Origin of the sequence: Flavobacterium sp. 11, assembly GCF_002754315.1 — a bacterium.
Classification (GTDB): domain Bacteria; phylum Bacteroidota; class Bacteroidia; order Flavobacteriales; family Flavobacteriaceae; genus Flavobacterium; species Flavobacterium algoritolerans.
Genome location: NZ_PEFE01000001.1, coordinates 1,041,831 through 1,053,805, shown reverse-complemented (window position 1 = coordinate 1,053,805; position 11,975 = coordinate 1,041,831). Strand labels below are relative to the sequence as shown.

Genomic DNA, 11,975 nt, shown 5'->3' with positions numbered 1-11,975 from the left:
TAATTGATAAATTAGAGGTTCTAAATTATTTACTATGAAACGTCGTCAATTTCTTCAAAGTACTGCCCTGTTTTCTGTGGCCTCTTTAGTAAACGCAAATGAACTGTTTGCCAAAACTCCATTAATCAATAAAGCAGGCTTAGGTTTATTCTCTATCCCAAAAATGTTAGAGAATGACTTTGATGGTGCTTTTGCTATGTTAGCTAAAATGGGATACAAAGAAGTGGAATGTTTCGGTCCTTATGAATTCAGTACTGAAAAAGCAAAAGCTTCATGGAATGCTGTTACACCTCAACTAGGGTTCAAAGGGAGCGGCTTCTTCAACAAAACTGCTGCTGATTTTTTTAAAGCAGCGAAATCAAATGGCATTAGTATTCCTGCCATGCATACTGATTTAGATACACTATCAAATAATATGGGCCCATTGGCGGAAGCCGCTAATTTAATCGGTGCAAAATATGTGGTACTACCTTCCATTCCAGATGCTGAAAGAAAAAACTTGGACGATTATAAACGAGTAGCAGAAAAATTCAACTCGATTGGTGCTGAAGCCAAGAAAGAAGGAATTCGTTTTGCCTATCACAATCATGGTTATGGTTTAAACAATGTGAATGGCGTAATACCGTTAAATATTATTTTTGACCAAACTGACCCTAGCTTGGTTTATTTTGAAATGGATCTTTATTGGACAATAGCCGGCGGAGCAGATCCTGTTGAATTATTCAAAAAGCACAAAGACAGGTATAAAATGGTCCATATAAAAGACATGAAAGAAGCTAAAAGATTTGCAGGAGATGGTGGCGATGCATCACAATGGATCAGTCTTTTTCCATATATGACTTCGTGTGGTGAAGGTGTGCTAGATTTGCCTACAATACTTACTGCTGCTAAACAAAATGGTGTGGAGCATTTCTTCGTGGAACAAGATATGGTACAATCACCTGAAATAGCATTGAAAAAAAGTATCGATTATTTAAAGTCGCTTTAAATTTATATAGGCTTTTTTCTTAGAAAGGGAGCTGTAAAGCCTGACAGCAATGTCGGGCTTTTTTATGCACAGAAATTAGGGATTCCTGATTTTTCAGGGATTGAAATTTTAAAGAATTTGTTTAACGTAATTTATAGATGAGATTTTCTACTTAACCATTTCCGTAACAATCTTTTTTGCTTCATTCGAATTACCCCAGCTTGCGATTTCATGCAAAACAGGCATCAAACTTTTCCCCGAATCGGACAATGTATATTCTACTCTTTGCGGGCTTTCTTTAAACTCTTTTCGTTCAATTAATCCTAAAGTCTCTAATTCTTTTAATTCATTAGAAAGCACTTTGTTAGAAATAGCAGGCATTAATTGGTTCAATTTCCCGAACCGCAATGAACTTTCACCAATACAATTCAATATTATAGGCTTCCATTTACCGCCAAAAATGGACATGGCTCTTGTTACAGGACAATCATAAGGGTTTTCTATATATCTCATATAATTTGTAGTAACCTACTGGTTACCGGTATTTAATTTGTTGGTTACAAATATACACTAATGATTGTAAATTTGTAAAAAACTATAAAAACAAGAAACATGAAAAAGATTGTATTACTTCTGACCGTATTTTTATCTATGAGCAATTTAAATGCACAAACAACAACAGCTGATATCGTTAAAGACTGGGAAAGAGCCAAAGCCTATACTAAAGAATATCTGGATGCAATGCCTGAAAGCGGCTATTCCTTTAAACCAACAAAAGAAATGCGTTCTTTCTCAGGTCAAGTTTTACACTTGAGCGATGCAATATATGGTTTTGTGGGTTCCGCAACCGATGAGAAACCCCCAGTAGGTTTTGGGGATTTAGAAAAATCCGGTGATGAGGACAAAGCAAGCGTTACCGCCAAAGTAATGGCTTCCTATGATTTTGCTATTAATGCTATCAAAAAATATCCTAATGCAAAACTTTCGGAGCCTATTAAATTGTTCGGACAATTTGATATGAACAGAGAGCAGGTTTTAAACAAGTGTTTTGAACATCAAACCCATCATAGAGCACAAACTACTGTTTATTTGAGATTAGTGGGCGCTACACCTCCCGCTGAAAAATTATTTTAATTTATTTATAAAATGAAAAAATTAATACTGGTATTTTTAGTAAATGTAGTTTTTTGTTGTGACGCGTTTGCACAAAAACCGTTACGACATTTTATGCAGCCACCAAATGTAATTAATACCATTCCCTATGGTAATAATCCACAGGCAGGGCATTATGTACAATCTAAAAATGCCAAAATTTACTATGAAGTATACGGCAAAGGGCAACCCATTGTAGTATTACATGGCGGATTGTTTGGTTCAAACGTAGAAATGGCAAAATTCATAGATAGTCTTTCAGTTGATTTTCAGATAATCGCTGTTTCTACCCGTGGGCATGGGAAATCGGAAATAGGAACCGAACCATTGACATTAGAACAAAGAGCGAATGATGTACTGGCAGTAATCCAAAAAGCAACTTCAGAAAAAGTAATGATTCTTGGATTTAGTGATGGCGGATTTACCGCTTATAAATTTGGCTCGATGTATCCTGATAAAGTTAAAAAAATGATTGTTATAGGTGCCGGTATTTTATATCCCGGATTAAGGGATTTTAGTTTTAACTTCAATCAAGCGATGGAAATGGATGCGGAATTTTGGGCACAACAACGCGACTTAATGCCCGAACCGAATCGACTGAAAGAGGTGTTTCAGCAAATTGCGACTTGTTATAGCCAACTTACCGTAGGCACCGAATTACTAAGCACCATTCAATGTCCCGTTTTAGTGATGGCGGGCGACCGAGATGAGGGCAACTCCGTACAAAATGTTTTAAATGCCGCATTGCTAATTCCCAATCATCAGTTAGCGATTATTCCAAATGCTGGTCATCCTGCTTTTATAGTAAATTTTAACGCCACTTGGGCAAGTATCGCTCCGTTTATAAAAGAAAACTAAATCCGTTCAAAATGAAAAAAGCACTTTTATTGAGTACCCTTATTTTACAAATCACGGGACTATTTGCTCAAAAATTCACCTGGGATAAACATGAATTTGAAGCTGTAAATACCAAAGCAGAAATCGTAAATATGGACGGTGTTAAAGTCTTAAAAGTGGAGCGTGATTTAATTGCCTTTCCTTTTGACGAAAAAAACATAGACACTTCAACGGATGGTCCTACATACGTTAAATTAACGAATGTTGCTATGGAGAACGGGACGATTGAAGTTAAAATGTTAAGCCGAATCATGGAAAATTCTCCTTTTCCTGCTGCGCGCGGATTTATTGGCGTAGCATACCGCGTAAATCAAGAGAATAAAAATTTTGATGCTATTTATCTTCGTCCAAGTAATGGGAGAGCCGATGATCAATTGAGGCGCAACCACACCATTCAGTATTTTTCCTATCCGGGAAATACCTTTGGCCGCTTGAGAAAAGAAGCGAACGGTTTATATGAAACCTATGCTGATATTGGTTTAAACGAATGGATTGATGTGCGTATTGAGTTTCAAGATGAAAAGGCAGTTTTATACATCAATAACCAAAAATCGCCTTCATTTATCGTTACTAAAATGCTGGGGACTTCTAAAACTGGCAGTATTGCACTTTGGGTTGAAATAGGAACAGTAGGATATTTTAAAGATTTGAAAGTAACGAAGAAATGATTGATTCATAAATTCGATGATTCTTGGATAAAAAACCCGACAGTAATGTCGGGTTTTTTTATGGCTGAAAATTTGCAATTGCTTTTTATGTTTTCCACAAATTCGTTGACCAGATTAAATTTGTACTTTTCAACTATTTATCTCAATACATTTATTTTTTCTCAGATGAACTAAGGCTATCTGTCGATATTCTATAGGAAACTGCCGATTCTCATTTTGGGACTTAATTTATTGCGTATATTTATTTTTAAATTGTACCGGATGAAACCATTTTCAGTCAAAGACATTTCGATTTTTTCAAAAGCTTTACTCTTTCTTGGGTTGCTTATAGTTCAAAGTATGCCGCTATACATGAATATTAGTTTTCCAATGGAATTTTGGATCAAACAAATCTTCATGTATATTTTATGGATTTCCGTATTTTATCTTACCTATAAAATAATCATCCCTACTCTTTTATTTCAAGGCAAGAACGGCTTTTTCTTTATTGCAATATGCATTCTTATAGTGTCGGTTCTGTATATTAGTGACACTTTCAACTCACTCATAAACCTTGATACTATTTTAAATCAGCATTTTAAAATTTCGAAAAAAGATAACTTGCAAGGTGCTTTGATATCAAATTTAAGCGAAATCATAATAACCTTATTAATTGTAGGAGCCAGCACAGTCATAAGTGTTGCCAAAAAACTGCAAGTGGAAACCCAAGTGCGACAAAATCTTGAAAAAGAAAAAGTCACTTCGGAATTATCATTCCTGAAATCCCAAATCAATCCTCACTTTTTTTTCAATATTCTAAACAGTATTTATGCTTTGGCGGGAACCGAAAACCAACCGGCACGGGAAGCAATATATACGTTGTCACACATGATGCGCTATGTGCTTTATGATACTAAAAACAACCTGACAACGCTAAGCAAAGAAATAGGTTTTGTAACCGATTATCTTAAATTGATGGAACTCAGAATAACAGATAAAGTGCAGGTAATATTTGAAAAACCTACCAATGTAAAGGATGTCGAAGTAGCGCCAATGCTATTTTTACCTTTTGTCGAAAATGCCTATAAACACGGAATAAGCGGTATTTATCCAAGCTATATTTACATCGGAATTGAACAGTCCGAAAAATTTCTCCAAATTGAAGTCCGCAATTCTATATTTGAAAATCAAACCCTAAGCAAAGAAGAAAGCAACGGAATTGGTTTAATCAATACCCGCCGAAGACTCGATTTGATTTATCCGGGCAAGTATGAATTGTCTACTAATGAAGATACCCTTCAAATGGAATACACGGTAATCTTAAAATTACAAATCTCATGATATTAAAATGTATCGCGGTTGATGACGAGCCGCTGGCGTTACAAATTCTAGTTTCTTATATAGAACAAACGCCATCCTTAGCATTAGTGGGACAGTTTTCGAATGCAATCGAAGCATTAAAAGCGATCCATGAACAGGATATTGACCTGATTTTTCTTGATATTCGAATGCCGGACATAAACGGAATTGAACTGGCAAAAATTGTCGAACAATACCGTGTAAAAGGTAATTTAAGAATCATATTTACAACGGCTTTTGACCAGTACGCGCTTGATGGTTACAAGGTTGATGCGCTTGATTACCTTCTTAAACCTTTTAGTTTTGTTGATTTCAGTAAATCCGTTGCAAAGGCGCTGGGTTATTTTGAGCTCATCCGAAACCCGGAACAGGAAGTACAAAAACTGAGTCCGCCAATTCCCGAAACTGAAGTTGCTTATATTTATCTAAAATTTGAATACCAGCTCGTTAGAATCGCAGTCGATGATATCATTTATGTAGAAAGCATGAAAGATTATGTAAAAGTATTCCGCCTCAGCGAAGACAAGCCTTTATTGTCACTGACAAGTATGAAATCATTAGAGGAAAAGCTTCCTGAAAATAAATTTATGCGCATTCACAGGTCTTATATTGTATCGCTTGATAAAATAAAATCTGCTACAAAAAACTCCGTCCAAATTGACAAAATCACCATTGCTGTCACTGACCAATACAAAGATAATTTCATGAAATTTTTCCAAGACTGGGCTTAAAAATTTGAATTGTTAAAATTCCGTCGACGTTCTCCGCCTCTCTGTCGAATGTGCTGGCATATGTTCCTCTTAAGATGTTGCTTTGTACCGTAATCCAAATGAATTTATTGAAATAATTCTAGTGGATTTGGAACTTAAAATATCTTGAAATGAAAAAAATCATCCTTATTACCGTAATGCTTTTTGCTATTTTATCTGTAAAATCCCAAAATTTTACTGGAACGAACAGCTTAAAAGGAAAAATTTCTGGTACCGTAATTGATTCGATAACTCAGGCACCGGTAGATTATGCTTCGGTAAGCCTTTTCAAAATTAACTCAACGAAACCAGTGACAGGCGTTTTGACCGATGCTACCGGAAATTTCAAATTGAGTGAAGTTGAAGCTGGAACCTATACTGTCACCATTTCGTTTATTGGCTACAATGACAAAACTATTACATCCATAATTACAACAGATGCAAAACTGGATCTTGAGATTGGGAAAGTAATTCTAAGTCCGGAAACAAACACGTTGAAAGAAGTTGTCGTGGTTGGAAAAACGCAACAAGTAACAAACAAGATTGATAAAATTGTTTATAACGTAGAAAAAGATTTGACGGCAGGTGGCGGTAATGCTACAGATGTTTTGCAAAAAGTTCCTATGGTAAATGTAGATATTGACGGCAATGTATCCATTCGTGGAGATGCAAATGTACGTGTGCTTATCAACGGAAAACCATCGGGAGCAACTTCTGCCAACCTTGCGGATGTTTTGAAAACAATACCGGCTGACCAAATCAAAAATATCGAAGTGGTTACTTCGCCATCTGCAAAATATGATGCCGAAGGATCTGCCGGAATCATAAACATTATCACCAAACAAAAAAGTGTTTCAGGAGTGAGTGGATCCGTAAGTGGTGGTATTGGGACGAGACAAAATAACCTTAATGCCAACATTAATTATAACAAAAATCGTTTTAGCCTTTCGGCAAATGTTGGATTCAACAACGGCTGGCCACAAGAATCCGATTCCGAATCGAATCAAATTTTGAACAATAGTACTGCCAACAGTTTACAAACGACCAAAGGTACCAATGAAGTGCAACGTAGTGGCGTAGTAGCATCTGTAACGGCAGGATATGACTTTAATGCTTTCAACAGTTTAAGCACAACCTTTAGATATAATGACGGAGGATTTGAACGAACAGGTACGAATGAAAATCAGTTTACTGATTATATGAATCCTTCAAACAGTACTGTTTATACGGGACAAAGCAGCGCAAAAAACTCTTTTGGAGGATTTGACTGGAACCTGAATTATGCACATAAATTTGCAAAGGAAGGACACGAACTTACCTTTTCATCACAATGGAGTCACAATATAGTGGAGACTAATTATCAAAATATCTACTCCGGTTTTTATACCAATCAAAAAGCAAATAATGACGGAAATAATGATGAATACACGCTTCAATTGGATTACACCTTGCCGGTAACTGAAAAATTTAAACTGGAAGCTGGCGGTAAAACCATCATCAGAAAGATTTCGAGTGATTTTCAAAATTATGTTCCTGATGCACAAAATGCATTTGTGTTTGACCCAATCAGTTCTAATTTATACAATTACGATCAGGATGTTGCGTCGCTTTATACAGTAGGAACGGTTAATTTGCCTAAAGGTTTTACTGTAATGGCAGGTGCGCGTTTTGAAAACACAGCTATCAAAGGTGATCCTACAAATGCATTGCAAACCGATTTAAGTCCATTCAAAATTGACTATGGGACATTTATCCCAAGTTTTACAGTACAGAAAGCATTATCAGAATCATCCTCTTTAAAATTAACGTACAGCAAACGTATTTCGAGACCAAGCTTTACGTACCTCAACCCATTTATTAATAAATCAAATATTCAAGCACAAACTCAAGGAAATCCAACCCTTGATCCTGAAGTTTCACAAACTGTAGAATTTGGATATTCCACATTTTCGCAAAAGCGCACGCTGAATATTTCGGCCTATTATAAATATACATCAGACTTAATTGAAGGTATTGCAACACCTTTGTCAGACGAGACAGGAACAATCACTAATTATCAAAATATTGGAAACAATAAATCGTTTGGAATGAGTCTTTTCGGTTCTGTAAATCCATTTAAAATATTGACTTTACGTGGAAATTTTAATGCCTTTACCTACAAACCAGATCCAACAGGATTATACAACCTGGAACAATCTTCGAATGGTACATCGATACAATATTCTGCGTTCGTGAGTGGGACACTTCAATTTAAAAATGACATTTCTGCGGAAGCTTTTGTAATCCAAAATTCTTCTAAGAAAACGCTGCAAGGCACCAGTCCAGCTTTTAATTTAATGGTTTTTGGAGTTAAAAAACAATTGTGGAAAAAAACAGCATCCTTTGGATTGAACATGGTATCGCCATTCAAAAAGGATTTAGAATTTAAACAAAATTCAAGTGGACAAGGCTTCAGCCAAAGCAGTACTTTTAAATTTCCAATTCGTTCTTTTGGAGTTACATTCAGTTATAATTTTGGTTCAATGAATTTCACTGGCGCTAAAAAGAAAGGGGTTAATAATGATGACCTTAAAGAAGGAGATCAAAACAATCAAGGTGGTATGCCTGCCATAAAATAAGACTGTAGAAATAGAATACTATTCCAAAAGGTTTCAAGAGAGTATCTTGAAACCTTTTTTTATGCAAGGCTATTCAAACAAATAAAAAGAGTTATTTTTCTTTTATATTTTTAAAATTTCGATATTTACCTTATTAAAAATAAATTAATGATGATACGAAGAAGATTTATAGGTTCCGCAGCTTTATTTGGAGTTGCAGGTATTATGGGCTTTGCAATGCGTCCAAAGAAAAAATTCTTGTTGCACCATGTATTTTTTTGGTTAAAGAACCCACAATCAGAAGCTGATAGACAACAATTGATTACTGGTTTGAAAACTTTGGCGGGAATTCCAACGATTCGTCAAATTCACGTGGGCGTTTTAGCTTCGACCGAGAAACGGGAAGTTGTAGACACTTCTTGGGATGTTTCAGAGCTGATGTTTTTTGATGATGAAGCCGGACAAAAAATATATCAGGACCATCCTATTCATCAGGATTTTATAAAGAACTGTTCTCATTTATGGGAAAAAGTAGTGGTTTATGATGCTATAGATGTATAAATATTGAAGGTGTTGGCTGTTGCCAACACAAGAAAAACAAAACTAAAAAGGGTTTCAAGAAATAAATATTGAAACCCTTTTTTATGCGCACTACTTTAGTTTCGACAACTACGGAATTAATCGGTCCATACGAAGCTGTTCAAACAAATCGTAAAAGGAATCTTCCGTTCTTTGAAAAACAGGAAATCCGAGTTTACGACTTTTAGACATATCCGTCATGACTTCAATTGGTCGCCCTAAGTCAAGATCAGTATGCCACGGAGAAGCCAACTTGTTTAAATCAGACTCTTCAAGCGCATATTGAACGGCAATGTTTTTCCAAACCGGAGCTTCATTTTTCATTTGTTCTTCTAGTGGATGAATCGTGCCATCGTACCCTATTGCTTCAATCCCGAATGATGCTGCTATTTTTTTCCAAAGCCATTTCCAACGAAAAAAATCTCCATTTACTACATTGAATGCTTCGTTACGAGCCGCTTCTGTAGTGGAAGCCCATATTAAATGTTCTGCCAATACTCTGGCATCCGTAACATCTGAAAGTCCATTCCACTGTGCTGCCGAACCCGGCCACTGAAATGGCTTTCCTGTTTCTTTACAAATGCTGGCATATACTGCAAGCGTAGTGCCCAGATTCATTAAGTTGCCTACCGCTTTTCCTATAACCGTATGCGGGCGGTGAATGCTCCATGTAAAACTATCTCGCGCTGCAGCGGCATACACTTCATCTTCTTGAGCATAATAAAAATTCTCTATTTCAAGACGCGGTTGCTCTTCCCTAAGTGGAGTTTCAGGCAAAAATCCTTCTTTGGCGTAAGCCTCAAACGGCCCAAGATAATGTTTCAGTCCTGTAACAAGCGCTACGTGTTGCACTGAATTTTTAGACGATAATGCTTCAAGAAGATTTCTGACCATTAAGCTGTTCACGCGTATGTTTTCGGCTTCAGAGTCCTGACGCATCCAACTTGTGATGTAAATGTGTGTGGGAGAAATATCTTTTAAAGCTATTTTTAAATTCTCCAAATCCAAAAGATCTGCAGCAACTGGCTGAAGGTTTTCTATGTCTTTTCTTGGGTTTCTGGCTAAACCGAAAGTCGTCCAGCCTTTGGCAATAAGTTTTTCTGCGAGATTGCTACCCGTTATTCCGGTCGCTCCAACGACTAACGCTATATTTTCCATAATTCTATTTTAAAATTTTATGAAGTACAAAATTCGAAAACATTCTATGGATTATAAAGGACATACCTCACAGAAAACTTGTGACCTATATCACATCAATGCGACAAGCGACTCAATGTTTCTCTTGAAATACCAAGATAAGATGCTATCAAAGTTTTAGGAATGCGGTGAATCAAATCTGGATATAACTGGATAAATTGCGTGTATCGTTCCTCTGAATTCTTACTCATCAGTGATAGAATTCGGTTTTGAAGCGCAATATTACCAGCTGTCATTTTTTGCAAAAAGAAGAATTCCATTTTCTGCAACTCGGCACACAGCTTTTCTCTATCATCAAGAGTAATGTAATAGGTTTGTGCATCTTCTAAGCAGTCAATATTGAGTGTGGCATTCTGGTTATTATAAAAACCCTGATTATCCGTTATCCACCAATCTTCCATGGCGAATTGCAAAATATGGCTTTTACCTGATTTGTCTATATAAAAAGATTTCAACAGCCCTTTTACAACAAAATGAACATACGGAACAGGATTTTCCTGTTGGACAATGTATTGATGTTTTTTATACTTACCAACAGAAAAGTGAGAGAGCACCAATTGAAATTCATCATCTGTTAATGGTACAATTTTCTCAATTTGTCTTCTTAAAATTTCTTCCATACCGCCTTTTATTATTACACGGATAAAAATACGATTAAAAAAGAATGATTTAAAGGCTTCCTTTTAATTCGGCATAATTCGAAAACCATCAGATTTCATTAAAAAGTAAAATCTACCTTTAAAAGGTTTGTTTTTAATGAGTTCTAAAAAAACTTATACTGTTTTAAATATTCTTTGTGTTTTAACGAAGCATTATTTTTTTATATTTGGAAATGGTTTTTTTAAGTTGTTTTTCCAAAAAGCAGTTTTGAAAAGAGAATATCAATTTTATAAATAAATTTTAAGGTAAAAGAATGAAACAAAACAATCTCTCCGTTTGGTCTGCTATTTTATTGTGTTCAATAAGTTTGCTGTCCCATTCCCAGAAAATAGAAAATCAAAATACGCTGACAGAAGAAGAAAGCAAAGAGGGTTGGGCACTGCTTTTTGACGGAAAAACAACCAAAGGATGGCACCTTTACAATGAAGGAAATATCCAATCGGCTTGGTCAGCTGCAGGAGGAGAATTGGTATGTGACCCAAATACAGAAAAAGTTGTTCGTGGAGATCTGGTTTCAGATAAAGCCTATGATAATTATGATTTGACTTTTGAGTGGAAGATTACCAAAGGGGGAAATAGCGGTGTATTTATCAATGTTCAGGAAGCAGCCGAGTTTCCAACAGCCTGGACAACTGGTCCTGAATACCAACTATTGGATAATGCAAATGCCTCAAGCCATAATTTGAAAGATGGAAAGCGCTTATCCGGTTGTATTTATAGTTTGTCTCCATTAAAAAATAAAGTACAGTCAAAAAAATTTGGTGAATGGAATACTTCTCGAATCCTTCAACAAAATGGCCAAATTACATTTTGGTTAAATGGTGTTTTAACGGGTCAGGAAGATATGAAGAGCAGTCGTTGGAAGGAGTTAGTTGCAGAAAGTAATTTGGGAAAATTTCCGTCTTTTGGAAAAGCAACTAGCGGTAAAATTGCATTTCAGGATTGGGCAAATGGAGTATCTTTAAGAAATATCAAAATAAAAGAGTTGGAGTAAGCATTCATAATTATAGAAAATAATACGTAAAAGACTATCGGTATTGATGGTCTTTTTTGTTTTTGTCTCATAATCAAAATGCCTTTTACTTATTATAACCATCGTAAAACCTATATTTTGAGTCAGTTATAGCTGTATTTTAACAATGTTTTTTTATATCATTGTGTTGATGTGACA

The 11,975-nt window shown here is 35.8% G+C and carries 12 protein-coding genes; 9 read left to right on the top strand and 3 right to left on the bottom strand.

The genetic code is table 11. From position 1 onward, the window contains the following. The first annotated feature begins 34 nt into the window (after nucleotides 1–34). Nucleotides 35–988 (top strand): sugar phosphate isomerase/epimerase, encoded by a 954-nt coding sequence (locus CLV00_RS04550; RefSeq protein ID WP_099714019.1) that lies wholly within the window; start codon nucleotides 35–37, stop codon nucleotides 986–988. Nucleotides 989–1,135: 147 nt separating this feature from the next. Here CLV00_RS04550 and CLV00_RS04545 read toward each other — a convergent pair whose 3' ends face one another. Continuing rightward, on the bottom strand, nucleotides 1,136–1,480 hold the full coding sequence (locus tag CLV00_RS04545) for a helix-turn-helix domain-containing protein (RefSeq protein WP_099714018.1): 345 nt from the start codon (nucleotides 1,478–1,480) through the stop codon (nucleotides 1,136–1,138). 99 nt (nucleotides 1,481–1,579) lie between these two features. Here CLV00_RS04545 and CLV00_RS04540 point away from each other — a divergent pair, with 99 nt between their 5' ends. From CLV00_RS04540 to CLV00_RS04510, 7 genes are all read left to right on the top strand, one after another. Next, nucleotides 1,580–2,101: a DinB family protein gene (locus CLV00_RS04540; RefSeq protein WP_099714017.1), complete on the top strand. Its 522-nt coding sequence runs from the start codon at nucleotides 1,580–1,582 to the stop codon at nucleotides 2,099–2,101. A 12-nt stretch (nucleotides 2,102–2,113) separates the two neighbouring features. After that, nucleotides 2,114–2,977: an alpha/beta fold hydrolase gene (locus CLV00_RS04535; RefSeq protein ID WP_099714016.1), complete on the top strand. Its 864-nt coding sequence runs from the start codon at nucleotides 2,114–2,116 to the stop codon at nucleotides 2,975–2,977. Nucleotides 2,978–2,988: 11 nt separating this feature from the next. Beyond that, the gene (locus CLV00_RS04530; RefSeq protein WP_099714015.1) at nucleotides 2,989–3,684 is read left to right on the top strand and encodes a hypothetical protein; all 696 of its coding nucleotides are present in this window, start codon (nucleotides 2,989–2,991) and stop codon (nucleotides 3,682–3,684) included. A 261-nt stretch (nucleotides 3,685–3,945) separates the two neighbouring features. After that, entirely contained in the window at nucleotides 3,946–5,004 is a 1,059-nt protein-coding gene (locus CLV00_RS04525) for a sensor histidine kinase (protein ID WP_099714014.1), read from the top strand. Beyond that, nucleotides 5,001–5,753 carry a LytTR family DNA-binding domain-containing protein gene (locus tag CLV00_RS04520; RefSeq protein WP_099714013.1) on the top strand — a complete coding sequence of 251 codons (753 nt, stop codon included), beginning with the start codon at nucleotides 5,001–5,003 and terminating at the stop codon, nucleotides 5,751–5,753. The genes CLV00_RS04525 and CLV00_RS04520 overlap by 4 nt, the downstream gene beginning before the upstream one ends. Nucleotides 5,754–5,902: 149 nt before the next feature. Next, nucleotides 5,903–8,389, top strand: a complete 2,487-nt coding sequence (locus tag CLV00_RS04515; protein WP_099714012.1) for a TonB-dependent receptor domain-containing protein — start codon at nucleotides 5,903–5,905, stop codon at nucleotides 8,387–8,389. Nucleotides 8,390–8,536: 147 nt separating this feature from the next. Next, the gene (locus CLV00_RS04510) at nucleotides 8,537–8,929 is read left to right on the top strand and encodes a Dabb family protein (protein ID WP_199074759.1); all 393 of its coding nucleotides are present in this window, start codon (nucleotides 8,537–8,539) and stop codon (nucleotides 8,927–8,929) included. Nucleotides 8,930–9,037: 108 nt separating this feature from the next. Here CLV00_RS04510 and CLV00_RS04505 read toward each other — a convergent pair whose 3' ends face one another. After that, nucleotides 9,038–10,105 carry an SDR family oxidoreductase gene (locus CLV00_RS04505; protein ID WP_099714011.1) on the bottom strand — a complete coding sequence of 356 codons (1,068 nt, stop codon included), beginning with the start codon at nucleotides 10,103–10,105 and terminating at the stop codon, nucleotides 9,038–9,040. Nucleotides 10,106–10,200: 95 nt separating this feature from the next. Beyond that, nucleotides 10,201–10,764: a Crp/Fnr family transcriptional regulator gene (locus tag CLV00_RS04500; RefSeq protein ID WP_099714010.1), complete on the bottom strand. Its 564-nt coding sequence runs from the start codon at nucleotides 10,762–10,764 to the stop codon at nucleotides 10,201–10,203. 293 nt (nucleotides 10,765–11,057) lie between these two features. Here CLV00_RS04500 and CLV00_RS04495 point away from each other — a divergent pair, with 293 nt between their 5' ends. Beyond that, nucleotides 11,058–11,798, top strand: a complete 741-nt coding sequence (locus CLV00_RS04495; RefSeq protein WP_099714009.1) for a DUF1080 domain-containing protein — start codon at nucleotides 11,058–11,060, stop codon at nucleotides 11,796–11,798. The last annotated feature ends 177 nt before the right edge of the window (nucleotides 11,799–11,975 follow it).